General features: G+C 29.0%; 24 protein-coding genes, 3 tRNA genes and 1 pseudogene. 23 read left to right on the top strand and 5 right to left on the bottom strand.

The features are described from left to right. The first annotated feature begins 7 nt into the window (after nucleotides 1-7). From VJY38_RS02225 to VJY38_RS02215, 3 genes are read left to right on the top strand one after another with little or no spacing between them, the layout of a single operon-like run. Nucleotides 8-415, top strand: coding sequence for a 6-carboxytetrahydropterin synthase (locus VJY38_RS02225; protein WP_353679035.1), 408 nt, complete (start codon nucleotides 8-10; stop codon nucleotides 413-415). Nucleotides 416-417: 2 nt separating this feature from the next. Further along, nucleotides 418-984 carry a GTP cyclohydrolase I FolE gene (gene folE, locus VJY38_RS02220; protein WP_353679034.1) on the top strand — a complete coding sequence of 189 codons (567 nt, stop codon included), beginning with the start codon at nucleotides 418-420 and terminating at the stop codon, nucleotides 982-984. Next, nucleotides 984-1,697, top strand: a complete 714-nt coding sequence (locus VJY38_RS02215; protein WP_353679033.1) for an SDR family NAD(P)-dependent oxidoreductase — start codon at nucleotides 984-986, stop codon at nucleotides 1,695-1,697. Before folE ends, VJY38_RS02215 begins: the two co-directional genes overlap by 1 nt. 28 nt (nucleotides 1,698-1,725) lie before the next feature. Here the strand turns inward: VJY38_RS02215 and VJY38_RS02210 are convergent, their stop codons facing one another. Continuing rightward, a complete protein-coding gene (locus tag VJY38_RS02210) occupies nucleotides 1,726-2,313 on the bottom strand; it encodes a Spy/CpxP family protein refolding chaperone (protein ID WP_353679032.1) in 588 nt (195 codons plus the stop codon). Between the two features lie 164 nt (nucleotides 2,314-2,477). Here VJY38_RS02210 and VJY38_RS02205 point away from each other — a divergent pair, with 164 nt between their 5' ends. The 11 genes from VJY38_RS02205 (at nucleotide 2,478) to VJY38_RS02155 (ending at nucleotide 13,419) form a co-directional block, all read left to right on the top strand. Further along, nucleotides 2,478-3,026 carry an RNA polymerase sigma factor gene (locus tag VJY38_RS02205; RefSeq protein WP_353679031.1) on the top strand — a complete coding sequence of 183 codons (549 nt, stop codon included), beginning with the start codon at nucleotides 2,478-2,480 and terminating at the stop codon, nucleotides 3,024-3,026. Continuing rightward, nucleotides 3,013-3,618: a hypothetical protein gene (locus VJY38_RS02200; RefSeq protein ID WP_353679030.1), complete on the top strand. Its 606-nt coding sequence runs from the start codon at nucleotides 3,013-3,015 to the stop codon at nucleotides 3,616-3,618. Before VJY38_RS02205 ends, VJY38_RS02200 begins: the two co-directional genes overlap by 14 nt. After that, nucleotides 3,615-4,100: a hypothetical protein gene (locus VJY38_RS02195; RefSeq protein ID WP_353679029.1), complete on the top strand. Its 486-nt coding sequence runs from the start codon at nucleotides 3,615-3,617 to the stop codon at nucleotides 4,098-4,100. Before VJY38_RS02200 ends, VJY38_RS02195 begins: the two co-directional genes overlap by 4 nt. Nucleotides 4,101-4,164: 64 nt before the next feature. Beyond that, nucleotides 4,165-4,248: transfer RNA gene (locus VJY38_RS02190), tRNA-Leu, on the top strand. A 26-nt stretch (nucleotides 4,249-4,274) separates the two neighbouring features. Then, entirely contained in the window at nucleotides 4,275-5,033 is a 759-nt protein-coding gene (locus VJY38_RS02185; protein WP_353679028.1) for a tetratricopeptide repeat protein, read from the top strand. Nucleotides 5,034-5,173: 140 nt separating this feature from the next. Further along, nucleotides 5,174-8,146, top strand: a complete 2,973-nt coding sequence (locus tag VJY38_RS02180) for a tetratricopeptide repeat protein (RefSeq protein WP_353679027.1) — start codon at nucleotides 5,174-5,176, stop codon at nucleotides 8,144-8,146. After that, nucleotides 8,143-9,732, top strand: coding sequence for a porin family protein (locus VJY38_RS02175; protein WP_353679026.1), 1,590 nt, complete (start codon nucleotides 8,143-8,145; stop codon nucleotides 9,730-9,732). The genes VJY38_RS02180 and VJY38_RS02175 overlap by 4 nt, the downstream gene beginning before the upstream one ends. A gap of 15 nt (nucleotides 9,733-9,747) precedes the next feature. After that, nucleotides 9,748-11,652 (top strand): SPOR domain-containing protein, encoded by a 1,905-nt coding sequence (locus VJY38_RS02170; protein ID WP_353679025.1) that lies wholly within the window; start codon nucleotides 9,748-9,750, stop codon nucleotides 11,650-11,652. A 17-nt stretch (nucleotides 11,653-11,669) separates the two neighbouring features. Then, nucleotides 11,670-12,326 (top strand): MotA/TolQ/ExbB proton channel family protein, encoded by a 657-nt coding sequence (locus VJY38_RS02165; protein WP_353679024.1) that lies wholly within the window; start codon nucleotides 11,670-11,672, stop codon nucleotides 12,324-12,326. A gap of 9 nt (nucleotides 12,327-12,335) precedes the next feature. Beyond that, complete coding sequence (locus VJY38_RS02160; protein ID WP_353679023.1) at nucleotides 12,336-12,740, top strand: ExbD/TolR family protein; 405 nt, start codon at nucleotides 12,336-12,338, stop codon at nucleotides 12,738-12,740. Nucleotide 12,741: 1 nt separating this feature from the next. After that, nucleotides 12,742-13,419 carry an energy transducer TonB gene (locus tag VJY38_RS02155; protein WP_353679022.1) on the top strand — a complete coding sequence of 226 codons (678 nt, stop codon included), beginning with the start codon at nucleotides 12,742-12,744 and terminating at the stop codon, nucleotides 13,417-13,419. Here the strand turns inward: VJY38_RS02155 and VJY38_RS02150 are convergent. From VJY38_RS02150 to VJY38_RS02135, 4 genes are read right to left on the bottom strand one after another with little or no spacing between them, the layout of a single operon-like run. Continuing rightward, complete coding sequence (locus tag VJY38_RS02150; RefSeq protein WP_353679021.1) at nucleotides 13,394-13,690, bottom strand: hypothetical protein; 297 nt, start codon at nucleotides 13,688-13,690, stop codon at nucleotides 13,394-13,396. The two genes, VJY38_RS02155 and VJY38_RS02150, sit on opposite strands and share 26 nt — an antisense overlap. Next, the gene (locus VJY38_RS02145) at nucleotides 13,687-14,184 is read right to left on the bottom strand and encodes a hypothetical protein (protein ID WP_353679020.1); all 498 of its coding nucleotides are present in this window, start codon (nucleotides 14,182-14,184) and stop codon (nucleotides 13,687-13,689) included. The genes VJY38_RS02150 and VJY38_RS02145 overlap by 4 nt, the downstream gene beginning before the upstream one ends. Further along, on the bottom strand, nucleotides 14,181-14,636 hold the full coding sequence (locus VJY38_RS02140) for a DUF2085 domain-containing protein (RefSeq protein ID WP_353679019.1): 456 nt from the start codon (nucleotides 14,634-14,636) through the stop codon (nucleotides 14,181-14,183). Before VJY38_RS02140 ends, VJY38_RS02145 begins: the two co-directional genes overlap by 4 nt. Before the next feature lie 7 nt (nucleotides 14,637-14,643). Then, nucleotides 14,644-15,558: an NHL repeat-containing protein gene (locus VJY38_RS02135; protein ID WP_353679018.1), complete on the bottom strand. Its 915-nt coding sequence runs from the start codon at nucleotides 15,556-15,558 to the stop codon at nucleotides 14,644-14,646. 160 nt (nucleotides 15,559-15,718) lie between these two features. Here VJY38_RS02135 and VJY38_RS02130 point away from each other — a divergent pair, with 160 nt between their 5' ends. The 9 genes and pseudogenes from VJY38_RS02130 (at nucleotide 15,719) to porU (ending at nucleotide 26,488) form a co-directional block, all read left to right on the top strand. Further along, on the top strand, nucleotides 15,719-19,402 hold the full coding sequence (locus VJY38_RS02130) for a hypothetical protein (RefSeq protein ID WP_353679017.1): 3,684 nt from the start codon (nucleotides 15,719-15,721) through the stop codon (nucleotides 19,400-19,402). A 76-nt stretch (nucleotides 19,403-19,478) separates the two neighbouring features. Beyond that, a tRNA-Gln gene (locus tag VJY38_RS02125) sits at nucleotides 19,479-19,551 on the top strand. Between the two features lie 73 nt (nucleotides 19,552-19,624). Further along, nucleotides 19,625-20,572, top strand: coding sequence for an aldo/keto reductase (locus VJY38_RS02120; RefSeq protein ID WP_353679016.1), 948 nt, complete (start codon nucleotides 19,625-19,627; stop codon nucleotides 20,570-20,572). Between the two features lie 134 nt (nucleotides 20,573-20,706). Further along, nucleotides 20,707-20,808 (top strand): annotated as a pseudogene (locus tag VJY38_RS02115). A gap of 20 nt (nucleotides 20,809-20,828) precedes the next feature. Beyond that, nucleotides 20,829-21,071, top strand: coding sequence for a GIY-YIG nuclease family protein (locus VJY38_RS02110; protein ID WP_353679015.1), 243 nt, complete (start codon nucleotides 20,829-20,831; stop codon nucleotides 21,069-21,071). A gap of 17 nt (nucleotides 21,072-21,088) precedes the next feature. Then, nucleotides 21,089-21,165: transfer RNA gene (locus VJY38_RS02105), tRNA-Glu, on the top strand. Nucleotides 21,166-21,180: 15 nt separating this feature from the next. Continuing rightward, on the top strand, nucleotides 21,181-21,831 hold the full coding sequence (nth, locus tag VJY38_RS02100) for an endonuclease III (protein ID WP_353679014.1): 651 nt from the start codon (nucleotides 21,181-21,183) through the stop codon (nucleotides 21,829-21,831). 9 nt (nucleotides 21,832-21,840) lie between these two features. Beyond that, a complete protein-coding gene (locus VJY38_RS02095) occupies nucleotides 21,841-22,410 on the top strand; it encodes an HDIG domain-containing metalloprotein (RefSeq protein ID WP_353679013.1) in 570 nt (189 codons plus the stop codon). A gap of 151 nt (nucleotides 22,411-22,561) precedes the next feature. Then, nucleotides 22,562-26,488, top strand: a complete 3,927-nt coding sequence (gene porU / locus VJY38_RS02090; protein WP_353679012.1) for a type IX secretion system sortase PorU — start codon at nucleotides 22,562-22,564, stop codon at nucleotides 26,486-26,488. The last annotated feature ends 55 nt before the right edge of the window (nucleotides 26,489-26,543 follow it).

Below are 26,543 nucleotides of genomic sequence, written 5' to 3'. Positions count from 1 at the left end.
AACAGTAATGATTTATTTAACCAGAAGAGAAGTATTTAGTGCTTCTCATAGAATTTATAATCCAGAACTTTCTGACGAAGAAAATTTTAAGCTTTATGGCAAATGCAGTAATCCTAATGGACACGGGCATAATTATGAAATTGAAGTTACTGTAGCTGGCGAAGTTAATCCAGAAACAGGTTATGTAATTGATCTCAATCACTTAAAAGAAATTATTCGTGAATATGTTATAGAAAAATTAGATCACAAAAATTTAAATGTAGATGTCGATTTTTTAAAAGGTAAAATACCAACTGCAGAAAATATATTGATTGCAATATGGGAACAACTAAAAGATAAAATTCCTGATGGTAAGTTATATTCTATTAAACTTTATGAAACAGAAAATAATTATGTAGAATATCGAGGAGAATAAAATTGAATCACGAATTAGTTGAAGAAAGCATAAGGACATTACTTACCGAAATTGGTGAAGATATAAATAGACCAGGATTATTAAGAACTCCCCACAGGGTAGCAAAAGCTTATGAGTTCTTAACACAGGGATATCATAAAAATGTTGAAGAAATTCTAAATGGTGCAATCTTTGAAGAAAAATATGATGAAATGGTTATGGTTAAGGATATCGATTTTTATAGTATGTGTGAACATCATCTTTTACCTTTTTTTGGGAAAGCACATATTGCATATATCCCTGATGGTAAAATAATTGGCTTAAGTAAACTTCCAAGAATTGTTGATGTATTTGCAAGGCGACTCCAGGTTCAGGAGCGAATGACACAGGAAATTGCTGATACTATTGATAAATATCTTGCACCAAAAGGTGTAGCAGTTGTAATCGAAGCATATCATATGTGTATGATGATGCGAGGTGTTCAAAAGCAAAATTCAATTACAACTACAAGTGCAATGCATGGTGTTTTTGCTGAAGATACAAGAACACGTGCAGAATTTTTAAACTTAATAGCTCAAAAAAGAATATAATGAATCTAAAAAAAGCAATCTGGATTACCGGGGCAAGTTCTGGTATAGGAAAAGCTTTAACACTTGAATTTGCTCGCAATGGTGAAATTGTAATTGCTACTTCTCGTAGAGTTAATTTAATTGAAAATTACAAACAAGAATTTGGTGATAATTCATTAAATATTATACCAGAAGAAGTAAATTTAGCTGACTTAAATTCAATAGAGAATTTTTATAATAAATATTCCGGGAAATACTTTTTTAATACCTTAATTAACAATGCAGGCATTTCATCATTCAAAAATGCTTTGGATGATTCCCTTGAAGATATTAAAAAGATTATAGAAGTTAATTTACTTGGAGCTATTTACTCAATTAAAAAAGTTCTTCCTAAGATGATCGAGATGAATAATGGAACTATAATAAATATTCTTTCTGTAGTTACACAAAAAATATTTTCCGGAAGCAGTGCATATTCAGCAGCAAAATCTGGATTATTGGCATATTCAAATTCATTACGAGAAGAAGTAAGAAAAAATAATATAAGAGTAATTAATGTAATTCCCGGTGCTACAAAAACTCCAATCTGGGATAGTAAAGTTCTGGAAAAATATTCACACAGAATGATGTCTCCAGAAGATATTGCAAAATTAATTTATCAGATTTATTCTATTAAGAACAACATAGTAACAGAAGAAATAGTAATAAGACCTATTGAAGGAGATTTAAATTAAAAAGCCCTGCATTAGCAGGGCTCTTTTTTTAACGACAACCTTTCATTCTTTGTCTATCAAAAATTTTGTTTTTAATTATCACTTTCTTGCCAAATCCAGCACCATAAGCCCAATGTTTTGCCCAGATTTCTTTTTGTTCGTCATTTAATATTTTATAAACAGCAAGCCAGTGATTAATTGAAGCAGTTCTAATATCAGATAATAATTTATTATTAGCCTGTACAAGGTCTAAAAGTTTTTTCTCATCGATCTTATTCTGCAACATCATATTTTTAATATCGAGTCTATTCTTTTGTATTTGTGCTCTTAAATCAATCATTTTTTTCTGATGTTCATTTTGCAAATTTGAAAATTGTTTCTTCTGTTCATCTGTTAAATTAAGCTTATTAATTAATCTTTCACGCATTAATCCTTTATGAATTTGCATTCCACCTGGCAGAGAAAATTCAATTACTGATTCATCAGTATCAATAGGATTATCAATAAATTCTTCTTCGCTTTCAACAAATTCATGATCAAAATCTTCATCAATGTTTTCAAAAGGTAAAGGTTGTGAATAACTTCTTATTGCAAAAAGAAAAAATAATACAACTGAAAGATATGTTAACTTTTTCATAACTACTTCTCCTTATTTGATTGGATAATCTTTTTACACGACTTTGACATCAGTTCTTATTAACCTGGTTTAATTATTTTTAATTGTTGGAAACATTTTATTAAAGATTATTTTTAAACCTTATTAAAAATATAATTGTCTATAAATTTGAACTAAAGGTATAAATGAGTTTAGATAACGATTTTGAACTTGTTCGTAAATTTAATGCAGGTGATGAATCTGCATTTAACGAGATTGTTCGAAAGTATCAAAAAAAGATTTACTGGCATGCCAGGCAAATGCTTGGAGACCATTTAGATGCAGATGAAGTAACACAGGAAGTATTAATTGTATTGTATAAAAAGTTAAAGACTTTTAATTTCAGATCATCACTTTTTACATGGATTTATAGAATTGTAACTACCAGGAGTTTGAATCAAATAAAAAGAAACCAATTAAAAAAATATATACCTTTTGAAAATACTAATGAATCTGAATTAACAGAGAAAAAAGATATAATTGATGATATTATTAATAAAGAAAAGTTGGAAAGATTAAATAAAATATTGCAAAAGATTCCACCAAAACAACGACAAATTTTTATACTCAGAAATTTTGAACAACTTTCTTACGAAGAAATATCCAAGATTACAGGTAAAAGTATTGGCGGTTTAAAAGCAAATTATTTTCATGCATTGAAAAAAGTGCTGGAGTATGCAAATGAAAAAGAATAAAGAATTGATTTTAAGATACTTAGCCGATTTAATGGACGAAAAAGAGAAGTTGGAATTTGAAAACCAATTAAAAGTATCTGAAGAATTAAAAAATGAATTTGATGAAATATCAAATATACTGGAGAACTTTCCAAAACCTGAAGAAATAAAACTTGACGAAAGATATTTTAATACTTTGTTACCAAAAGTTTATCAAAAAGTATCATCTGTTAATAAACATTTAATAAGAAGAATTGCTTATGTAATACCTGTAATAATAACTTTGCTTGTATATTTATTCTATCATAATTCTTCAGAAAATTTTGATGAACAATTACAATCACTAACACAGGAAATGATTTCATATTACAATGATTCTGAAAATCCAGAATATATTGAAGACATAACGGATGAACAGATGATTAAATTACAGGATGTAAATAATTTTGATGCAGCTTATCTTGAAGAATTAAAAATTCCAGGAGAATATGTTCAAAAATATATTCCTGGTATATATGAAGAATCACAATTTCTGCATAATTTTACTGATGATGAAATATATTTAATCTATAATAACTTAGATAAGTTTAATATTACACAGGTGAATAAATGAAAAAGTTAGTATACATACTATTTGTATTTTTTATAACTTATAATTTTATAAACGCACAGGAAGGGAAAGGAATATTTGAAAAGAGAATGTTTCATGATAAAAAAGCATTGAAAAAATTAGAGCTATTAGAAAAGTCGAAATTAATCGAATTATTAGATTTAGACGAAGAGACTTCTATAAAATTTTTTGCTCGAAGGAATGAACATTTAAAGAAGATGAGAGATATATTTGATGAGAGAGAGAAACTAATTAAAGATTTAAAAAACAGTATAGAAAATAATAAAGGCAGTGATAGTTATTATAAAGAGCAATTAAGTAAATTATTAAGCTTTGATGATAAGATGAACAACGAACGAGAAAATTATTATAATTCATTATCAGCAATTTTAACTCCCAAACAGATTGCAAAATTAGCTGTATTTGAATTTATGTTTAGAAGGGAATTGACGCATACAATTATTAAGAGAATTCCGAAAGAATAAACTATGTTCCGAAAGTTTCTATTGCATTTTTTTTCTGTGCAGTATATCTTGCAACACCAAATTTGCGGAAGTGGTGAAATTGGTATACACGCTACTTTGAGGGGGTAGTGCCCGTAAGGGCGTGCGGGTTCGAGTCCCGCCTTCCGCACAAATTATTTAATAAAAGGATATAATATGATTAAAAAAACATTATTAATTTTCCCTCTATTAATTTTATTTGTATCAGTTATACTCCCACAAGAAATGCCACCTGAAGCAGCTAAAGCTTATAATGAGGGAAATCAGTTTCTTAAATCTGGTAATTATGATGAAGCAGTAAAAAAATATAAAGAAGCACTTAATCACTCAAAAGATTATAGAATCTATTATCAACTGGGTGTAACATTAAAGAAACAAAATAAACTTGACGAAGCCGAAGCTGCCTTTAAATCTTCTATTGAAAGCAATCCTAATTTTGATTTAGCATATAATGGTTTGGGAGGAACATATTTCCAGGCTGGTAAATATCAGGAGGCAGTAGAAAGCTTTAAAAAGTTTGAGCAATTGACAAAACAAAAAGCTATTAAGGAACAGGCACAATTAAATATTGCTCGTTCGTATGTAAAACTGGCAGAAGCAAATAAAAAAGATGGCAACTATCAAAAAGCAATAGAAAATTTAAATGAGGCTATCAAATATAATAAGCTTGATGCTGCATATGTATTATTAGCTACAACTTATTACGAAAATGGCGATTACGATAAAGCTATTGAAAATGCAGATATTGTCATAAATATGAAAACAACAAAACTTAAAGGGGCAGCTTATTATTATAAAGGTCTTGCATTCAAACAAAAAAATGATATCACAAAAGCAAAAGAAAATTTTGAACTTGCCAAACGAGATCCACAATATAAGCGATTAGTTGAATATGAATTAAAACTCCTTAAATAAAATTAGCCCTCGTTAAGAGGGCTTTTTAATATTCTCTTTCATTTATTCCCTTTTTATATTTTTTTAGAATAAAATTAGAACTTTCTATAAATTATTTTTTATAAATACATAAATTTTTGATAAGAGATTAAATCATAATTATGCGTAGAATATTAATAGTTTTTTTCTCCCTAATTTTACTTAATCTTCAAGCTGCATCAAATGAAGATTTGTTTTATAAAGCACTTAAGTTTTATGATAAGAAAGAGTATGCTAATGCTTTTAAGATTTTTGAAAAATATTATTTAGATGATAACACTAACGAGATAAAAAGGCTTACTTCTAAATTCTATGCTGGTGATTGCCTTTTAAAGATGAAACAATTCGATGCAGCTGCCATTACATTTGAATCACTTTTAAATGATGAACTAATTATCTCCTACTTACGTGAAGAAACTTTATATAAGTTAGGTGAAATATATTTTAAAATTGGTAGCTATAGAAAATGCAGGGAAAGATTATTAACATTAACAATAACTTATCCACAAACAAAATTTAAAGGCTCTGCATATTACTGGATTGCAGAATCTTTTGCTGCAGAAAAAAGATATCTTGAAGCAGAAGAATATTTTCAAAAAGCAATTGAATATGATAGTAGTAATGAATTTATTGTGAATACTATTTATTCATTTGGTCAGCTTTATGAAAATATGGGAAATTATAGAAAGGCAGTTGATTATTATGATCAATTATTATCATATTACAAGACAGATACTCTTGCACCAAAAGCACAATTTAGAATAGGGATATCATATTTCAATCTAAAAGAATATGATAGTGCTATTCTGGAACTAACAAATCCTCTGATTAAAAATTTATCAAAGGATGATTTAATTCAAGCAAAATATTATCTGGCAAACTCATATCTTCGTCTTAAAGATTATCAAAATGCAATTTCGATTTTAAATGAACTTTCAAAAGAAAACTTATCATTAGAATTAACGAGAAAAATTAATTATAACATTGCCTGGGCTAAATTCCAGCTTAATGATTATGAAAATGCATTCAAAATATTTTCACAATTATCTGAACCAGAAATTGATACGATTTCTATAAATGCTTACTTCTGGAGCGGTGAATGTAAAAGATACTTGGGCGATATAAAAACAGCAGATGAAATTTATAAGAAGTTTTTAGAAAAATATCCATCGCATCCTTTAGCTTCGAAGGCACAATTGGGTAAAGGGACTGTCTATTTTACTTCAAATCAATCAAAGGAAGCTGAATCATCTTTAATAAATGCTACTGTGCTTGGTGATAATGCTACAAAGTGTAGAGCTTATACATTACTTGGCGAAATGAAATTAAATGCAAATAATTACATCGAAGCAAAAAATTATTTTACTTCAGCATTGAAATATTTTACGAATGACATCCAGCTTGCTAATCGTGCTAAACTTGGACTTGCTATAAGTGAATTTTATCTCAATAATTTTAATGCTGCTTTGATATATCTCGAAGAATTATTTAAAAAGTATAATGATTTTGAAAATGACAAAGTTAATTTTTATCTGGCAGAAACTTATTTTGCAAAAAAAGAATATGCTGCATCATTAAAGCATTATAATAAAATCAATTCTTCAAATAATTTGATAATTAAGCAAACATTGTTAGGTAAAGCATATGCATATTTTAACTTAAAAGATTTTGCTAATGCCGTCTACTTCTTTAACGATTATGTGAATAAATATCGTAACGATAAAAATATAAATGAAATAAAACTAAGACTTGCTGATAGCTACTATGCACTTAAGAATTTTGAAAAAGCAAGTATGATTTACAGTCAGTTATTCTCAAGTAATAAAACTTTTCTTGAAAATGATCAGGCTTATTATCAATACTGTCAATCATTGTATAAAGCAGGTAAAATTAATGATGCTATAAAGGAATTTTCTAATCTTCAGAAAAGATTTCCAAATTCAAAATACTCGGATGTTTCTCAATATGTTGTTGGATGGATATATTTTCAACAAGGTAATTTTTATAAAGCAATTGCAAATTATTTTCATTTAATCGAAAAATTTCCTAAATCAGATTTAATTCCTGTAGCATACTATTCAATAGGAGATTCATATTATAATCTTGGTAATTACGATTCAGCAATTGTTTTTTATAATAAAGTTCTTGATGAATTCCCTTATACACAATATGTAATAGATGCTGTAAATGGAATTCAATATTCTTATATAGCTAAAGATCAACCTGTTGAAGCAATAAATTTTATTGATCATTTTATTAAGCAAAATCCAAATTTAAAACTGAGCGATCAAATTTATTTTAAGAAAGGAGATATTTACTACAGCATCAATGATTTTAATAATGCTATAAGTTCATATAGAGATTTTATACAATTGTATCCCAAGAGTGAACTTGTTCCGAATGCTTATTTCTGGATAGCTAAAAGTTTTGCTAATATGAAAAAAGATAATGAAGCAATTGAAAATTTCAACAAAGTTCTGGAAATCTCAAAGAAATCTGATATTGGAATTTCTGCTACAATTGAACTTGCAAATATTTATTCGAATAAAAAGCAATATTCTTCTGCTATAAAAGTACTTAATTCTTCAATTGATGCTGCTCCAACATCCAATCGTGTCCCTGAGCTTTTATATTTAAGAGGAGTAGCTGAAGCAAAGAATGGAGATCTTCAATCTGCTTACTCAACATTTGAACAGATTATTACATATTATGAAGGAAATATATTTGCAGCTAAATCAAAAGTTGAATTGGGAATTCTTGAACTACAAAGAAATAATTACGAAAATGCAATTCAATTATTAAAAGAAGCAGCTGAAAATAGAATTGATGATATTGGTGCACAGGCTCAATATTATTATGGACTGGCATTGTTTAATCAAAATAAATTTGAAGAAGCCATTACTGCATTTGTGAGAGTTAGATCAATTTTTTCTGCTTATGATGAGTGGTATACAAAAGCATTACTTAGACTTGGAGATTGCTATGTAAAATTAAATGATAAAAAACTTGCTCGTGAAATGTATAGAGCAGTTCTTATTAGACATCCAAAAGGTGAATTCGCAGTAGAAGCTAATAAAAAGTTGAAACAACTATGAAAAAATTTTTATTCATTTTGTTAATTGCTAATATCTGTTTATTTGCTCAATCTGAACAGAAAAGTGTTGAACTGCCTGATTTTGTAATATTGGGTAGACAACGAATTGATGTTCCAACAATCAGTAAAAACAAACCAGAATTAGTTGGAATTGTATCCGAAGATTTTTTATTACCTAAATATTCTCCTGAAGAATTACCATTACTTATCTCCAATTTTCCTAAACCTGTTATTCCAGTAATTGATGATCTTGATAATTCATTCTTTGGAAATGTGAATTTTGGATTAGGTAGATATACTTATCCATTGGGTGAATTAAATCTTAACAAAATGCTAAATTATTATTTATTGCATGTTAAAGTTTGGGGAACTAATATTAAAGAATACATCCCATTTGCAGGTTATAACGTTTCGGGTATTAGTATTGACAATAATTTTTTTGTAAGCACAAATTCAAATTTACTTCCAGGTAGCGAAATAAAATTAAATGGAATATATACAAGAGATTCATATCATTTCTTTGGTTCAAATTCCCCTGATTCTATACGTAATACAGGTAAAAGCTCATTTAATTTTTCTTTTACTAATAATTATAATAAATGGGTTAATGCTGGTATTAATCTTAAAGCAAACTTCCTGAATATCAGAGAGAATAATTTCAAAGAAAAATTATTATTTGGTTCTGGTTATTTTGAATCAAGAATACAAAGATTCTTAATTGGTGGAAACTTTATCTATCAAAAGCAAATTCTTACAAATAATTTAAGTGGGATTGATAGCTATAACAATTATTTAGTTGAAGGGTATTCAAAAATTAATGCACTAAAAAATATTATTCTTAAATTAGGAGTAAGTTATTCAAGTACAGATAATGATAATTTTATTTCTCCTTTTGCATCTGCAAATATTAAGATTAATAATGAACTTGCTTTTAATGTTGAATTTAATCCGCATTCGGAATTTTTAACTATATCAAATTTTTTGGAACGAAATCTTTATATAACTACTAATGATTCTTTAGATAATGTCTTTATGAAAGTTCCAATCGATCTTAATGCATCTTTAAAATATGAATATAAAAATCAAATGATACTAAAAATATGGAGTGCATATAAATCAATTAAAAACTATCCATATTTTGAAGATAATAAGCAAAAAGGATTTTTCAATGTTTATACGCAAGATAATATACAATCATATGAACTTGGAACTGATATTTTATTAAATTCTTCAATATATGGTTTTATTGATGCGACTTTTAGGCTTAGCAGTATTAAAAATGAGGATAATAAATATATTCCTTACAAACCACTTTATAATTTTAATATTACTTATGGCTATAACTTTCCGATTAATATCGGGATCAATATAAAATATAATTTTATGAAGCATTATTATGCTGATTTGAATAACAGTAAATTAATTCCTGATTACCACAATCTATCATTTGGAATAAATTATAATATTAGTAATTTGTCTTTCAAAGCAGACTTTCATAATATTTTGAATAGAAGTAATTTTGTATTTGACGGATATCAAGAAAAACTCTTTGATATAATTTTAGGAGTTGAATATCGCTGGCAATAATAATGAAAAGTGAAGATGACTATTAGTGATTTGCAAACAAAAATAGCTGAAGCATTGGGTGTTTCTGTTTCTGAGAAGGAATTAGCATATGAAATTTTTATTTCCAGAATAGCAAGTCTATTAACTAATGAACTGACTATTAAAATACCTGGCATTGGTTTCTTTCAATTAAAAAAAAGCACACAACAGCATAAACCAGAAATTATTTATATACCATTGCAAGAGAATTATTTTACTGATGTAAAAAATACCTACATAGAGCTTGAAGTTCCTGATAGTTTATCATTTAAAAATAATGATGAAAATTTAGAAGATATATTTAGTATAGGAGTGGGAAAACCTTATATCCCTTTAGAAGAAAAAGTTGATAATAATATTGAAGCTTCATTTTTATCTTTAAGAAAATCTATAGAAGAAAGAGTAGAAGAAATTATTTCGGAAGCAGAGAATATTCCAGGATTGAATTTAATTGAAGAATATGAGAAACATTCCGAAAGTGAACCAGAAATATCAACTCAAGAAAAACTTTCTGAACTTACATCGGATCTACAGTTTGAAGAAAAATTAACTGAAGTAAAAGAAGATATCCTGGCAGAAAGTATTACAAAGAGTATTCTTGAAGATGAAAGGAGCAATTCTGTAACAGAAAAAATAGATGAAAGTAAAGATGAAAATTTAGAATTAACACCTACAGATTTACTACAGGATTATAAGTTTGATAACAAAAGTGAAGATGAAAAATCGATTTCGCAGGAAGTATCCAGTAAAGAAACAAGTGATGATACTGAGAATAATGAAATAGAAATTGAACTCGGTAAACACAGAAAGACAATTGATGATGAAATATTTTATGATTCTGAAATCAATTCAATAAACACAAATCATGATGTAATCGACGATGATAGAAAACCTAAATCTGATTATGATGAAATTATTGATTCTTATCTTGGCCTGAAAAAGAAAACTCCACAAAAAATTGAGTGGAATTGGGGAGATGAACTTCGAGAAGAACTTGAATCTTATTCTAATGAATATTATTCTGATAAAAAATTGATGAAAGAACCAGTAGATTTTAAAAGAAAAGAGATTGAAAACGAAAAAGTTGATGATATATTAAAGACAACAAGACCAGTATCATCGAAACTATTTGAAGAATTAGAAAGTACTATTAAAAAGGAAATAGAAAAAGTAACAAAAGAAATATCAGATTCAGAAAAACCAATTAATCGAACTAAATATGAATTTGTTGAAGTAGAAAATGAAGATAAACACTTAGATAAAATTACTCATCGAACTTTTGATGAAGAAGAAGAGAAAAGATATTATTCACGTGAGTATGGTAACAAAGAAAACTACTTTGGTAAAACATTTATAATTTTGTTTTTATCTTTTGTAATATTGAGTGGTTTAATTGTTTATCTATTTTTACCAAATAAAAATGCAAATAATTCTTTAATAACATCTAAACAAAATGTTGATAGCTCAAATAAATCAGAAGAATTAGTTACTGCATTACCAGAAACGGATTTATCTAAAACAGAAATTGTAGTACCTGAAGAGAACGATTTCCCAAGAGTTCCAGTTTTACCATCTACTAAAAAAAATGAACAGGAAGTTTCGACGTATACATCAGAAATATTAGAAACTACAGACAAAAGTTTATACAGAAATATATTAAATGATACCAGAATAAATAAGAATATCTATTTTGATGGTAAGAGTTATAATGTACAGGTTTCTTCCTGGAGAAACAGATTAAAAGCAGAACAAGAAGTTAAAAGATTACGCAACGAAGGTTACGATGCTTTTGTTTTAATAGCTAATCTTCCTGAAAAAGGTGGCATATGGTATCGTGTTAGAATTGGTTCATTTAAATCACTTGACGAAGCAAAAGAATTTTCTTCTAAAAATAATTATTAATAAAACGGAAGGTAACTATGGATTTACTCTCAATTTTTCTTAAAGGCGGATGGGTAATGTATTTTATCCTTCTTTGCTCAATAATTGCTGTAGCTGTAGTAATTGAAAAATTTATAGTTCTTCGAAAAGCAAAAATAAATGTGCCAGCTTTTCTGATTAAAATTAGAACATTATTAAAGAAGAAAGATATTGAAGGTGCTATAAATTTTTGTATGCAAGAAAGAACTCCAGTTTCAAATATTGTTCGAAAGGGACTCAGGAAATTTAGATTTGGACATCAAAGAGTCGTAGAAGCTATAGAGAGTGCAGGGAGACAAGAAATTGGTAAGCTCGAAAAAGGACTTTCTACTTTAGCAACTATTTCGGGCATAGCTCCATTACTTGGTTTTTTGGGCACAGTTACCGGTATGATAAATGCATTTATGAAAATACAGGAACTTCAAGGTTCAGTGAGTCCAGCTGATTTAGCTGGAGGTATTTGGGAAGCATTAATAACAACAGCATTTGGTTTAATTGTTGGAATTCCTGCACTGGCGTTTTATAATTATTTTGTTAATGCTATAAACAAATTAGTAATGGATATCGAACTTATTACAAATGATATTATAGATGTTCTGGATGATACATCTAAACATGGTAGCACCGAAGAAGATGAGGAAGAAATTAATTTATAGGAGTTTATAATGAAATTTGAAACATCAAATAAACCATTAAGTATTTTTGCTTATTCTTCTTTAACTGATATTGTAATGTTACTTTTAATATTTTTCTTACTAACTTCTCAATTTGTTATTCAAACAGGGGTAAAGGTTAAATTACCCGGTGCTAAGAATAATGAACAAATTGCTCCGGCTAAAATGATTGTTACAATAACTGAACAGGGTAGAATATTTTTAGGTAGTGAAGAAATCGGTATTGATAAACTTGCTGGTAAACTTGAATTAACAAAACGAACAACCAGAGAAAATAATTTAATAATACGAGCAGATAAATCTGTAAAAATCGATTTAATAATTCGAGTAATTGATGCAGCTAAAGGTATTGGTATCGATAGATTTACAATAGAAACAGAAAAAGAAACATTCTGATATGAATAAAAATCCAAGAAATATTTCATATATTATTTCAATAATTCTACATGCAATACTAATCGTGGTTTTTGCATTTATTAATTTTTCTACTGGATTGGGTGAAGAGGAATACGTTACAATTGGTTTTGGAAGTGGAATAAGTGCTGGAACTTCTGGTCCACCGGGGCAGGATATTGGAACACTTCAGCAACAACCAAAACAAGAACCATTAAAAAAAGACGAACAACAAAAAGTTGAATTACCAAAAGCTCGAACATATGATGAAGAAAACGTAATAACAAAAACTGATAAGAAAAATCAAAAAGATTTAGCTAAAGAAAAAATAAGATCGCTAAATAATAATCAACAAAAATCCGGAGGTACAGAAAACTCAGGTCAAGGAATTGGAGGATTTGGTTTTGAACTTGATTTTGGTGGTAAAGGGATACGCAAAATTTATAGTTACATTTTACCAGAATATCCAGAAGGAGTATCAAAAGAAATTGATGTTAAATTAAAGTTTACTATTTTACCTGATGGAACAGTTGGAAAAATATTTCCTTTAATAAAAGCAGATGCACGTTTAGAAATGGCTGCTATCAATTCTTTAAGACAATGGAGATTTGAGCCACTACCACCTAATGCTAAACAAGTTGAACAAACAGCAATTATTACATTTCCTTATCGTCTTCAATAGATTCATCTTTATAATAAAAGCGATAGAAAAAGAATTCTGCAATTGAAAGTAATGTAAGCGAAATTGTATCTGCATTAAAATGTATGCCTAAACCTTTTTCGTCAAAAAATATTTTAACAACAGTTGTACTAATTGACCAGCCTACAGAAAAAAGAATGATTATTAAAGCCACATTGATCAAACCAGCACTTAAAGATTCTTCCTGCCATTTTTTTGTGAATATATAAGTAATAAAAATTAGATGTGCTGCTAAAATTATTGCTGAGATCATTTTATTCTACTGTTTATTATTTGTGCACTTATTAAACCGCCAATAATACCAAAAATTGTATTTATGATAAAATTATTGATTATTATAGAAAGAGTGTAAATAAAAGAAAATCCATATTGAATAATTTCATCTCTAACAATTTGTAATAAACTTATTACCTGAGTTTTTACATTTTCATCAAAAGGGAAATTATTAATCATTCTCTGCAACTCGGGAAGCATTTCAACAATATCATTATTCTTTGTGATGAAAGTAATGATTATGTCAAACATTGTCCCAAACAATGCTGCATAAATACCAGTCATTAAGCCAATCATAAAAGCGTGCTTGGTACGTACAATACCAAAATTTTTTGTTGCTTTCCTATCTAATAGAATGGCAACATATGATGCTATTGGTATTATTAAACAACAGGTAAAACTTTTTATGAAAGGTACGACCTGTAATACTCCAGCTCCAAATCCTGCTACGAATGAGGAAAGATATTTTTTCATTTGTTAATAGATTCACTAAAAAGATTTATCAAACTTTTGTAAAAATATAAAAATAGAATTGAACCAAAAAATAGACCTGTAAAAAAAGCTAAAGTTCTGGAATAATTGTACAAATGAATTGTTGTTGATAGTGCATCTGTAACTAATAGAATTAATGCTAAATAAAAATATCTTTTATTAACAGAAGGAATCTTTTTTGTAAAAAGCAAAACAAATGAAATGATTAGTGATCCTGCATAAATTCCAGTACATCTTGAACATACGAGTAAATTGCCGCAACTAAGCTCAATTAATTTTTTAGAATCCTGATGGCATACTAAAGAATAAGTTTTTTTAATAAATGGATAATAAGAAATTAGGAATGGGAAAAATCTAATTAAACATTCATATAAAAATCCAATGCACCATATAAGTGTGATTAAAAATAATATCAGTCTAATAGTTAATTTCAAATTATTATTAATCGTTTATTAATTGAAATACATAAATAGTTTTTGGGGTAAGTATATATAGATTGTTTTTAAAAATTAAACAGTCAGTAATAAGTTCTTCAAGCAGGGGATTGAATGTTTTAAAGTCAAAATCAATAAAGTTATTTGTAATTAAAGAGTAATAGATTTTATTATCGCTACAAAATGTTACTCCCCAGTTTGTTGCATTAATATTATTAGGCTTTTCTTTCAGTTGTAATTTTGAAATTCCATTCCCAAATATATCATATATTAAAAGTAAATTATCATCAATAACCAGAATTTTATTATCTGTTATTGCAAAAGTTTTGGGATTCTTAAGAGCATATTCTCCAAATTCATTACTACCTATTTCAATAAGAAAATTTCCAGCCGATGTAAATTTCAGTATTCTTGAATTATCGGAATCTATTAAAAAAATATCACCTTGATTTGATACTACTACTCCAACTGGATATCTAAATTTGTAAAGTTCATTATCGAATGAATTAGAAGAAAGTGAAGAGATATAGTTTAGATCTTTATCAAAGATTTGTATTCTATCGTTGTACTTATCTGCAATATAAACATTTAAAGTCGTTGAGAAAATATCAATCGGGAAGTCAAATGAATTATTGTCAAAACCATAGCCACCGATTGTTTTTAGAATATTGCCAAGAGTATCTAATTTAATTATTTCATTTGTTGAAGCATCTGTTACATAAATAAAGCCTGCTGGATTAATACTAAAAGATATAGCAGAAGTAAAAGATCCAATTTGTTTTAGAAGCGAAAAAGATTGAGCATAAATTTTTACATTTAAGGAAATAAGGTTAGCTATAAGTAAAATTAACATGTAATAAGTTATTCCCCTGATTTTGGATAAATTGTTCATCGGGAATCTATAAAGTAATTTATTTGTCATTTTTTATTTTGTTATTAAAAAATAAAAATTAATATTCGATTATGAATTATGAAAATATATAATTGATTACAGGCACAAATTATGCAAGATTTTTCTTAATTAAAATAAGTTTATTTATTAAATTTAATTAAATCAATGTGGAATTATAGCCGAGGGGAAGATGAAACAAATCATATTTATATTAATTGCTATAATAGTAGTTCTTTCTTCCTGTAAGTTAAAAGAGGAAGGTGATCTTACAGGACCAGATGGGCAGGATGTTACTACCCAATTAAAAGTTTTATCCCCTAACGGAGGCGAATCAATTATAGAAGGAAGTTCTTTTGAAATAAAATGGAGCGGGAAAACCAATTCACTTATTAAAATTTTATATTCAGTAGATAATGGCTTAAACTGGACTATGATTGCTGACAGTTTGAAAAATCTCGGCATTTATATGTGGTTTCCTGTTCCAAGTATAATATCAACACAGTGCAAAATTAGAGTTGCAACAGTTGATGGAACTACGGCAGATGAAAGTGATGATGTATTTAGTATTATAAGAAGTACAAATGAAAGTTTGAAAATTACATCTCCAAATGGTGGCGAAGAATGGGAAGCAGGTAGTTCAAAAGAAATTAAATGGTTTAGTACTGGAATTGATTCAGTTGTAATAGAGTATACTACTGATAATGGGAATCACTGGAATTTAATTGCAGTCGATAGAAAAAATACAGGAATATATTATTGGGAACCAATTCCAAATACACCTTCAACATTAGCTAAAGTTAGAATCAAAGATGCAAAAGATGGAATCCCTTCGGCAGAAAGTGAAAAACCATTTAATATTTTACCAGAACCTAAAATAGCTGTAAAAATGCCTAATGGTAATGAGGTCTGGCTTGCAGGCTCATCACAAAAAATTGAGTGGGAATCAGAAAATATTGAGAATGTAAAAATTGCATACACTACAAATAATGGCTATAACTGGAATACTATAGTTGAATCTTATCCAAGTATTGGTTTCTATGAATGGAAAGAAGTCCCAAATGTAAATTCAAAATTATGTAAAATAAGAGTTTATGATGCTAAAGATGGCGAACCCTGGGATGTTTCCGATAATACTTTTGAAATAACAACTCAACTTACACAGGTAATAAGAATTATTAGTCCAAATGGTGGAGAAACCTGGCAGGCTGGAACTTCGCAAAGTATTTCCTGGTCTTCTGTTGGTATAAAAAAAGTTAAAATAGAATATTCATCAAATAATGGTTTAACCTGGAATGAAATTGTAAATAATCTAACAAATTCAGGAGCATATGAATGGAACGTCCCAAATACATTATCTACACAATGCCTTGTTAGAATTAGTGATGCAGAAGATGGCGAACCAGTGGCACAAAGTGAAAAAGTATTTAAGATAGTTCCGAAACCAGAAATTAAAGTTATATATCCTAATGGTGGAGAAAACTGGGTAGCTGGGGTGGTTGATACAATAAAATGGGAATCAATTGGAGTAGAAAATGTTACTATAATGGTTTCTGCAAATAATGGAATCACCTGGGATAAAATTGTAGATAAGACACCTTCTAATGGGATGTATGTTACAAGTTTTACAACTCCATCAAATCAATATAAAATAAGGATTTTCGATTACGAAAAAGGCTCACCCATTGATGAAAGTGATGGAACATTTACAGTTCTACCAGAACCCAGAATAACAGTATTAACACCAAATGGAAATGAAGAATGGTATGCTGGTTCAAGTGATAATATAAAATGGACATCTACAAATATTGAATATGTAAAAATAGAATATACAACTAATAATGGAGCAGTGTGGAATACAATTGTAAGTAGAACAGAAAGTGATGGAGTTTATAGCTGGAGTTCAATACCAAATGTGAGTTCGTTGCTATGCAAAGTGAGAATTAGTGATGCAGATGATGGAATTCCAGCAGATGTTTCAGATGAAGTATTTACAATAATTAATAAAGGGAATCAATTAATTAAAGTTACCAGTCCAAATGGAGGAGAAAGTTTAATAGCAGGTTCATCATACAGTATAAAGTGGGAGGCAGCAGGAATAAATGATGTTAAAATTGAATATACAACAAACAATGGAATTTCATGGAATACAATTGTAAATAGTACATCAAGCACAGGATTTTATAATTGGTCAATAATTCCAAATACTGCATCGACAAATTGTAAGATAAGAATTAGTGATGCATCGGATGGATTCCCATCTGATGAAAGTGATAATTTCTTTGTAATCGAGCCTGAACCAAGAGTTAAAGTATTGGAACCCAATGGAGGTGAAAGCTGGCATTATGGAACACCTGAAGAAATTAGGTGGGAATCAGAGAATATAAAAAATGTTAAAATAGAGTATACAACAGATGGAGGAGGTAGCTGGACAACAATTGTAAATGGTATACCGAGTACAGGTTCATATATATGGAGAGATATACCAAATATAAATTCAAATCAATGCAAAATAAAGATTAGCGATGCGGATGATGGAATACCTTATGATTTGTCTGATAATAATTTCCAGATTTCAAATCTTGTAATCCAATCGATAAGAGTAATATCACCAAATGGTGGAGAAGTATGGCAAGCTGGAACTTCAAAAAATATAACATGGGATTCAAAAGGAATAAATAATGTTAATATTGAGTATACAGTTAATAATGGTTTAAGCTGGATACCAATAGCACAAAATATTTCAAGTTCAGGTTCATATGAATGGAATCCAGTACCTGCAGTTAATTCTACTCAATGTAAAGTTAGAGTAAGAGATGCTGAGGATAATGAGCCTTCTGATGAAAGTAATGGTACATTTACAATTCAACCGAGTCAAACAATTGAAGTGGTATATCCATATTCTGGAGTTGAAATAATATCTGGTGAGAAATTCAAAATAAAGTGGAAATCAACAGGAATTGAATTTGTTAAGATCGAATTTAATCCATATAACTCTACCAATGATTATGATTGGAAAGTATTGGTTGATAGTGTAGCAGGAGTTGACGAAGGAAATGGAATTCGTTCATACGAAGCAAGCTTTTCAATTGTATCGGATAATTATGTAATTAGAATTAGTGATGCTGTGGATAGTTCACCTATGGATTATTCTGATGGTGTATTTAAAGTTAAACCTGCTCCTACAATAAAAATATTAGTACCTAATGGTGGAGAACAATGGCTCGTAAGTAAAGCCGGAGTTCCAACATCGGATGTGCAAAATTATCATCCATATGAAATTAGATGGAATGCTAATAATATTCAAAAAGTAAAAATAGAATGGTCCACTAATGGTGGTGGTTCTTGGTATGTTGTTCCTGGTGCTTCGAGTACAGAAAATGATGGAATATTTGTATGGGCTCCAGGTCATCAGGATCAAGTTAAACCTGATAGTTCTGATAATTGTAAAATTAGAATCTCTTCAGCAGATCCAGGCATAACAGCTTTAGATGAATCTGATGATTATTTCTCAATTCATTCAAGTAGAAAAATTAGAATTGAATATCCAAATGGTGGTCAATACTTTTATTTGACTCAAGATGAAATGACAGATCCAAAACCATCTGAACACTGGCCAATGTTAATTACATGGACAAGCTATGCAATATCTGGAAATGTGAATATTTATTACAGTATACAAAATGGTGCAGAAGGTACTTGGTATCCAATTGTAACAAATTATCCTTCTACTGGTGCTTATGGTTGGGATTTTGTATTTGGTTCAGTAAAAGTAACATTACCATCTACACAATTAAGAATTAAAATTGTCGATTCTTCTAATTCAAAAATATGGGATGTAAACGATAACCCAGTTAATATAAATATAATTAAGTAATTCACTATGATATAAAAAATCAATTGAGAGATTTTGGTTCGTTAAATAAACTTAGTTAATTTTGTAATACAAAATTTGCCCCGTGGTGTAATTGGCAACACGTCTGACTCTGGATCAGAAGTCTCCAGGTTCGAGCCCTGGCGGGGCAGCAATTAAAAAATCTATTTACTTACAAATCAAAAAGCCTTCTATTTTGTTTGTTAAAAAATTTCTGGAGATAATATGAATACACGTCAATTAGGTAAAAATGGTCCTTTTATTACTACTATTGGTTTTGGTGCATGGGCTATTGGAGGTCCATGGCAATACGGTTGGGGAAAAGTGGATGATGAGGAATCTATAAAAGCAATTCATACAGCATTAGATAAAGGAATTAACTGGATAGATACTGCTGCCGTTTATGGATTTGGTCATTCGGAAGAAGTTGTTGGGAAAGCAATAAAAGGAATTCGTGAAGAAGTATTTATTGCAACAAAATGTGGAATGATCAACGATGGTAAAGGTAATGCAGTTGTAAACTTAAAACCAGATAGTATTAGAAAAGAAATTGAAGATAGTTTGAGAAGATTACAAACAGACTATATCGATTTATATCAATTTCACTGGCCTGATCCAAATACTCCTGTTGAAGATTCTTGGGGAACTATGATTCAATTACAGGAGGAAGGTAAAGTAAGATATATTGGTGTTTGTAATTTTGATGTACCTTTACTTGAAAGATGTATGAAAATTAAACATGTACAATCGCTTCAGCCACCATATAGTTTATTGCGTAGAGATATCGAAAAAGAAATATTACCTTATTGTTTGAAAAATGAAATTGGAGTTGTTGTTTATAGCCCAATGCAAGCTGGTTTACTTACAGGTAAATTTGATATGAGTAAAGTTGCAGAAGACGATTGGCGAAGAAAAAATAGAATGTTCCAGGAACCATTTCTTTCAAAAGCACTCGAATTTGTAGAAAAACTTAGACCAATTGCTGCAAAAGCAAATAAAACAGTAGGAAATCTTGCTGTTGCATGGGTTCTAAGAAATAAAGCAGTAACTGCAGCAATTGTTGGAGCTAGAAATAGTCAGCAGGTACTTGAAAATATTAATGCAGATGATTATCAATTAGATGAAGAAGATGTAAATAAAATCTCAGCATTGCTGGAAGAAATGGGATTATAAAATTTTTTTATAATTGATATTAGAGATTTGTAATTCTATTTTTGAATTGTAAATATTAAATCAAAATTGTTGTTGAATTTTTTTAAACTTTGTGGTAGAATAAAACAATATCTTAATGTAATTAAGTTTTTTATGGCGCATTCGTCTAGTGGCTTAGGACGCCGCTCCGACAATGTCGGGACGGAGATCACGGGTTCTCCCAAAGGGATTCCAATGGAAGAATCCCGTATGCGCTTGGTAATAAGAGACTTGTAAAATGTTTTATGCATATATATTAAAGAGTAAAAAAGACGGGACTTATTATTACGGTTCGACCAATAATCTACAGAAAAGAATAAAGTACCACAATGCAGGGAAGATACGGTATACGAAGGGTCATATGCCATATGAAATACATTATTATGAAATGTATGAAACAAGAAAAGAAGCAATGCGGAGAGAAAAATATTTTAAGACGGTAGAAGGATATCGTTGGCTAAAAGAGAATAAAATTATTTAATTTGTTTTTTAATAAATGGCGCATTCGTCTAGTGGCTTAGGACGCCGCCCTCTCAAGGCGGAGATCACGGGTTCGAATCCCGTATGCGCTACCAATTATTTTCATTATTATGAATAATCTTGCAGAAGATAAAAAACGTATTGCTAAAATTATCAATATTCTATTAAAAGAATATCCAGAACCTAAAACAGCACTTAATTATTCTAATCCATTTCAATTATTAATTGCTACAATTCTTTCTGCACAATGTACTGATGAAAGAGTAAATTTGGTCACAAAAGATTTATTTAAAAAATATAAGAAACCACAGGACTTTTTATCAATTCCTCCCGAAGAGTTAGAAAAAGATATTTATTCAACTGGCTTTTATAAACAAAAAGCTAAAAGCATAATAAAATGTTGTACTGCACTTGTAGATAAATATAATGGTAAAGTTCCTGATAACTTTGAAGAACTTTGTAAACTACCAGGAGTTGGCAGAAAAACTGCATCTGTAGTAGCAGGTAATGCATTTAATATTCCTTCAATTGCAGTAGATACACATGTAACAAGATTAACAAATTTACTGGGTTTTGTTAATACATCAGATCCACTTAAAATTGAACTAAGATTAAGAGAGTTACTCCCTGAAAAATACTGGATTGCTTCTTCAAATCTTTTAATACTACATGGAAGAAAAGTTTGTATTGCTCGTAGACCTAAATGCGAACAGTGTGTAATTTGTAAATATTGTCCTTCATGTAAACTAACAACTAATTAAATTAATTTTATGAATAACGATCAAATGCATAATCGAGATTATTGTTTATCATTATTAAAAGAATACACAAAAAGCGAAGCATTAATTAAACATGCTCTGGCAGTTGAATCATGTGTACGTGCATATGCAGAAAAATTTGGTGAAGATGTTGAATATTGGGGCAATGTAGCTTTGTTGCATGACTTTGATTACGAAAAATATCCAACTGCAGAAGAGCATCCTTATAAAGGTGCTGAAATATTAAGTCAACTTGGTTTTGAAAAAGAATTTATTGAATCAATTATGTCACATGCAGAATATACTAATATTCCTCGCAATACATTGCTTAAAAAAGTTTTATTTGCATGTGATGAATTAGCAGGATTTTTAACTGCTGTTGCTTATGTAAGACCTTCGAAAACTATAGATGAAGTTGAAGTTAAATCTGTTATCAAAAAAATGAAAGATAAGGCTTTTGCTCGTGCAGTTAGCAGAGAAGATATTATCAAAGGAGCTCAAGAACTGGGAATCCCTCTCGAAGAACATATTCAATTCTGTATTAATGCAATGAAAAAGATTAAAGATAAATTAGGCTTATAAACTGCTTATTGAATGTTTTACTTGACAAGTAGTGTTTATTTTCTCTAAATTTGGTCTCAAAATTTGCGGAGAGATATTATAGAGAATTTTTTTACTGCTGTTGAACAATTTTGTTTATTATTAAATGTTATTAAATACTAAGTTAATTGTGATGAAAAAAAAATTCTCTATAATATTTCTCTTTTGTGTTTTAAATACTGTGGCTTTTTCTCAGGATATTAGAATTCTTTCTTCAAGTACCTCTTCACTAATATTTGAATATACTCCAGTAATATCTGATACTAATTTCTTTCAAATAAATAATGAAAAATTTATAAACATCACAATTCCTCATACTTATTTATCTAAGTTAGATCAGGGTATTGAATTACCAGTAAGAGAAGTAAACATTGGTGTCCCTTCTGAATTTGGAAATTCTATAAAAATTATTTCAGCAGAATTTACAGAGTTTGATGGTATATATATTTCTAAAAAAGATTCAGCAATTTCACTAATAAATAATTACAAAAATTTTACTTTAGAAAATGAATTAGTAACATTTGGTGAGTATGGATTAATTAGAAATCTTCCTGTGCAAAGTTTAATTATTTATCCAATTCAAATAGATTACCAGAAAAAAGTTACAAGAGTTTACAGGAAAATTGTTGTAAGCATCGATTTTAATAAACTAACTGAAAACAGAGAATTAATAAAAGATGATTTTCTTAGATATGCAGTTTTAAACTGGGATGTAGCTAAATATTGGGGATTGCCTAAAAAGTTTTATAAAACTGCAGGACCTATACTTGGCAGTGGTCAATGGTATCGTTTCGAAGTGTTAGAAGAAGGAATCTATAAAATTGACAGAAATTTTCTTCAGAGTTTAGGGATTGATGTTAATTCAGTAGATCCAAGAACAATACAGATTTTTAGTATTTGTGGTTATGCTTTACCAGAAAACTATATGAATCAAAGTAATATTGGATTTAATGAAATTGCTATTTTTATAGAAGGTGAGAACGATGGTAAATTTGATCAATCAGATTACATTTTATTTTATGGAAGAAATACAGAAGCATGGGAATATAATTCTTCAATGAGAAAGATTGTTAGAGTTAAGCATCCATATACAAAAAAAAGTTATTACTGGTTAACTTTTGGTAAGACAAACGGAAAAAGAATTAGTAAAAAAAATTCATTGAGCATCCCCAATGCTTATCAACAGCAATTTACTTTATCATATAAAAGTTATGATAAAGATAGCATAAAAGTTGGTCCTTCTGGTAGAGAATATTTTGGTGACGAATTTAGCGGTACAAGAAATAGTCGAAATTACTTAACCACATTAAATGGAATATTACCTAACTCGAAAATTAATTATAATTTTAGATTGATAAATACATCTACAGCAAATGTCTTTTATACTGTAAGTGAGAGTAATAAAATTATTTATAATGGAATGATTCCAAGAATATATGATTATTATTATGGAAGAGCAGATGCAGGGATTGCTTCTTATGAAGGAAATCTTGCAGACGAAAGAAGCAATCTTAAATTTACTCTGGGAACAACTTCAAGTGGTGTGAAAGTTTATCTTGATTATTTTGAAATTGAATATAAAAGAAAATTAGAAGCTGTTGGAGATTATTTATTATTCTTTTCAAAAGATACTTCAAGTATAATTGAATATAGAATAACAAATTTTTCTAATAGTAATATTTTAGTTTTTGATGTAACTGATAGCTGGGATGTTAAATTAATTGATGGAGCTACAATAAGTGGCGGGGAAATAAAATTTCAAGCCAGTGAGACAGCAAACAAAGTATCAAAATATATTGCAGTAAATCCAAGTGTATTTAAAACACCACAAAATGGAACAAGTATAACAACTGTGGATGTGAAAAGTAATATTTCAGGGAGTGAACTAATTGTTATTTCGAATAAATATTTCCGCAATCAAGTTGAAAGATATGTAAATTATCGAATGACTCAATCACCAAATAAAATAAATACATCAGCTTTTTATGTGGATGATATTATGAATGAATTTGCTGGTGGAATGTTAGATCCAACTGCAATTAGAAATTTTCTTAAATATGCTTATGATAACTGGCAAACTAAACCTTTATATGTATTGTTGTTTGGAGATGGCGATTATGATTATCTTAATACAATAAAAGAATCAACAGATAAAAACTTTGTCCCAACTTATCAAACTGTTGAATCGCTTGATGAGATAGCATCTTATGTTTCTGATGATTATTATGCTCGTGTATCCGGGAATGATAAAAAGGCAGATTTAGTAATGGGTAGATTACCTGTCCAATCAGAAAGCGAGGCAGATGCTGTAATCAACAAAATTATTGAATACGAAAATAACCTCGAAAAAGGTATTTGGCGATCTACAATAACACTTGTAGCAGATGATGGACCACAGGCAGTTGGAAGGGATGATGGTGATATGCATACAAGACAATCTGAGTATCTATCATTAAATATTATTCCAAAATATTTTTATCATAATAAAATATATCTGGCAGCTTATCCAACAGTTTACACTGGTTTGGGTAGAAGAAAACCTGATGTTAATAAAGCAATTATAAATTCTGTAAATAATGGTACATTGATTTTGAACTGGATTGGTCATGGTAATCCAAATACATGGGCTCATGAATATGTATTTGAAAAAGTATCCACTATACCACAATTAAAAAATAAAAATTATTTCTTTTTAACAGCTGCTACTTGCGACTTTGGTAAATATGATGATCCAAATGAACAGAGTTCTACTGAAATTATGATTGCAATGCCAAATAGTGGTGCAATTGGAGCTTTTACTGCTGCAAGGGTTGTTTATGCAGATCAAAATGCTGAAATTAATAATACATTTTATACTAATCTTTTCACTCGTGTTGATGAGAATAAATTACCAGTTAGAATTGGAATAGCATACTTCCTGACCAAACAAATACGTACACAAATGAACGATGAGAAATTTCATCTATTTTGTGATCCTACGATTAGACTGGATGAACCTGTTTTAAATACTTCAATAGATTCAATTAATGGGAAATCATTAAATACTTATGTTCAAATTAATGCACTTGGCGAAGTAAGAATTGAAGGGACTGTAAGAAATTCTAAGAATGAACCAATGAATTATAATGGTGAAGCAATTATAAGTGTCTATGATTCAGATAGACAAATTGAATTTACTGAAATGAATTATACAGTAACTATGCCTGGTGGATTAATCTATCGAGGAAGAACTACAGTTAATGACGGGAAATTTCAAACTGAGTTTGTTGTACCTAAAGATATTTCTTATGAAAATAAAAATGGTAAAATAACGGCATATATTTTTAATGACGAAGTTGATGGAATTGGATATACAAGCAATATAATTGTTGGAGGAACTAATCCTTATGCAATTAATGATGGTAAGGGACCAGAAATTGAGATCTTTTTTGATGATGAGAATTATGATAATTCCTACCTTGTCAATCCAGATTTTACTTTGATAGTAAAACTTAAAGATCAAACAGGAATTAATACAACAGGAACTGGAATTGGACACAAACTTGAAGGAATAATCAACGATGATGAAAACAATGCTATTGATTTTACAAATTATTTTATTGGAGATTTGAACTCGGCTGGTAAATCAGGCGTGATAAAATACAAATTTACTTCATTTCAGCCAGGTGATTATAAAATTAAAATTAAAGCCTGGGATGTGTTTAATAATTTTTCTTCCGAAGAAGCTTATTTTACTGTTTTATCTCCAGAAACTGGATTAAGTATTCGAGATATTTATAATTTCCCTAATCCTTTTTCTTCGAATACAACTTTTACATTTCAGCAGAATATTGCAGCTCCAATTAATGTTAAAATAAAAATTTATACAGTTGCAGGAAGATTAATAAAAGAAATAGAAGAAAGAAATATAAACGATAAATTTGTAAGAATTGATTGGGATGGCAGGGACGAAGATGGTAATTTAATTGCAAATGGAACATATCTTTACAAAGTAATTGTAGAATCTGAAGATGGCAAATTTAAGAGTAGTGCACTTGGGAAACTGGCAATTATCAGATAAATAAATTTTATATTTTAAGTCAGAAAAATTTTTTAGTTAATATTTTACAAAATAT

Origin of the sequence: Rosettibacter firmus, from assembly GCF_036860695.1 — a bacterium.
In the GTDB taxonomy this organism is placed as follows: Bacteria; Bacteroidota; Ignavibacteria; order Ignavibacteriales; family Melioribacteraceae; genus Rosettibacter; species Rosettibacter firmus.
The sequence above is the reverse complement of the archived record's forward strand: the minus strand, read 5'-3'. Positions and strand labels throughout refer to the sequence as shown.

What these genes read in the sequence shown, in the direction of transcription:
- VJY38_RS02170 (WP_353679025.1), top strand. Translation starts at nt 9,748, where the DNA reads ATGACTATTAGTGATTTGCAAACAAAAATAGCTGAAGCATTGGGTGTT.
- VJY38_RS02205 (WP_353679031.1), top strand. Translation starts at nt 2,478, where the DNA reads ATGAGTTTAGATAACGATTTTGAACTTGTTCGTAAATTTAATGCAGGT.
- VJY38_RS02185 (WP_353679028.1), top strand. Translation starts at nt 4,275, where the DNA reads ATGATTAAAAAAACATTATTAATTTTCCCTCTATTAATTTTATTTGTA.
- VJY38_RS02165 (WP_353679024.1), top strand. Translation starts at nt 11,670, where the DNA reads ATGGATTTACTCTCAATTTTTCTTAAAGGCGGATGGGTAATGTATTTT.
- VJY38_RS02215 (WP_353679033.1), top strand. Translation starts at nt 984, where the DNA reads ATGAATCTAAAAAAAGCAATCTGGATTACCGGGGCAAGTTCTGGTATA.
- VJY38_RS02120 (WP_353679016.1), top strand. Translation starts at nt 19,625, where the DNA reads ATGAATACACGTCAATTAGGTAAAAATGGTCCTTTTATTACTACTATT.
- VJY38_RS02180 (WP_353679027.1), top strand. Translation starts at nt 5,174, where the DNA reads ATGCGTAGAATATTAATAGTTTTTTTCTCCCTAATTTTACTTAATCTT.
- VJY38_RS02200 (WP_353679030.1), top strand. Translation starts at nt 3,013, where the DNA reads ATGAAAAAGAATAAAGAATTGATTTTAAGATACTTAGCCGATTTAATG.
- VJY38_RS02195 (WP_353679029.1), top strand. Translation starts at nt 3,615, where the DNA reads ATGAAAAAGTTAGTATACATACTATTTGTATTTTTTATAACTTATAAT.
- nth (WP_353679014.1), top strand. Translation starts at nt 21,181, where the DNA reads ATGAATAATCTTGCAGAAGATAAAAAACGTATTGCTAAAATTATCAAT.
- VJY38_RS02155 (WP_353679022.1), top strand. Translation starts at nt 12,742, where the DNA reads ATGAATAAAAATCCAAGAAATATTTCATATATTATTTCAATAATTCTA.
- VJY38_RS02145 (WP_353679020.1), bottom strand. Translation starts at nt 14,184, where the DNA reads ATGAAAAAATATCTTTCCTCATTCGTAGCAGGATTTGGAGCTGGAGTA.
- porU (WP_353679012.1), top strand. Translation starts at nt 22,562, where the DNA reads ATGAAAAAAAAATTCTCTATAATATTTCTCTTTTGTGTTTTAAATACT.
- VJY38_RS02225 (WP_353679035.1), top strand. Translation starts at nt 8, where the DNA reads ATGATTTATTTAACCAGAAGAGAAGTATTTAGTGCTTCTCATAGAATT.
- VJY38_RS02160 (WP_353679023.1), top strand. Translation starts at nt 12,336, where the DNA reads ATGAAATTTGAAACATCAAATAAACCATTAAGTATTTTTGCTTATTCT.
- VJY38_RS02175 (WP_353679026.1), top strand. Translation starts at nt 8,143, where the DNA reads ATGAAAAAATTTTTATTCATTTTGTTAATTGCTAATATCTGTTTATTT.
- VJY38_RS02135 (WP_353679018.1), bottom strand. Translation starts at nt 15,558, where the DNA reads ATGACAAATAAATTACTTTATAGATTCCCGATGAACAATTTATCCAAA.
- VJY38_RS02150 (WP_353679021.1), bottom strand. Translation starts at nt 13,690, where the DNA reads ATGATCTCAGCAATAATTTTAGCAGCACATCTAATTTTTATTACTTAT.
- VJY38_RS02110 (WP_353679015.1), top strand. Translation starts at nt 20,829, where the DNA reads ATGTTTTATGCATATATATTAAAGAGTAAAAAAGACGGGACTTATTAT.
- VJY38_RS02130 (WP_353679017.1), top strand. Translation starts at nt 15,719, where the DNA reads ATGAAACAAATCATATTTATATTAATTGCTATAATAGTAGTTCTTTCT.
- VJY38_RS02095 (WP_353679013.1), top strand. Translation starts at nt 21,841, where the DNA reads ATGAATAACGATCAAATGCATAATCGAGATTATTGTTTATCATTATTA.
- VJY38_RS02210 (WP_353679032.1), bottom strand. Translation starts at nt 2,313, where the DNA reads ATGAAAAAGTTAACATATCTTTCAGTTGTATTATTTTTTCTTTTTGCA.